This window comes from Oleiphilus sp. HI0125, from assembly GCF_001635355.1.
In genome coordinates, this window is record NZ_LWGF01001197.1 from 1 (window position 1) to 633 (window position 633).

At 44.7% G+C, this 633-nt stretch carries 1 protein-coding gene; it reads left to right on the forward strand.

Going from position 1 to position 633, the window contains the following annotated elements; genetic code table 11:
- On the forward strand, positions 1-633 hold a 633-nt coding region (locus A3762_RS27895), incomplete at both ends, for a hypothetical protein (protein ID WP_197469454.1).

Sequence of the window (633 nt, forward strand, 5' to 3'; positions counted from 1 at the left end):
TCGCTTCAAAACAACGAATGTCACCGCTACTACAGAACCGAGCCGTCCGGAGAATCGCTATAGCTTTTTAACTTCTTCAGACCAGAATGAAAGTACGCTCGTTAACGGGACACATTTAAGCACACAAGGTTTCTTTTTGAATGACCGTGCAATTGCTCAAATCGTGACCGAACGCAACACTGGGGGCAGTCTGTTATATGGTTACGACTACAACCCTGTGTACTACAAACTCTATCGCGTCAATGAACAAGAGCCTAATACTATTTTAACGGAGCTAGACTTTGAGCCGCCGGTTGATTACGGTGATAGCCCTACTTGGCTCACCGGTGCAGGTTATGGCTTTGCAAGCATTTATGACGTCACTCAGGACAGCGCCACTCAAGAATTTGAACGTGGTGATATTGCTGAAAAACTACGTTATTTCTCTTGGGAGCTTCATGGTTTAAGAACTCCGGAAACAGTGAGTGAAGATGTTATCACAGGAGACTATGACGTTATTGAATTTGGCATTGCAATGGATACCAATACGCTCGACACAGCTCGAAAGCCAGTTCAGGTTACAGCACAATTAAAAGAGTGGAGTTTGAGCGGAAGAAGCGTATCAGAGAGCCAACCTAATTCACCAAGCGATTT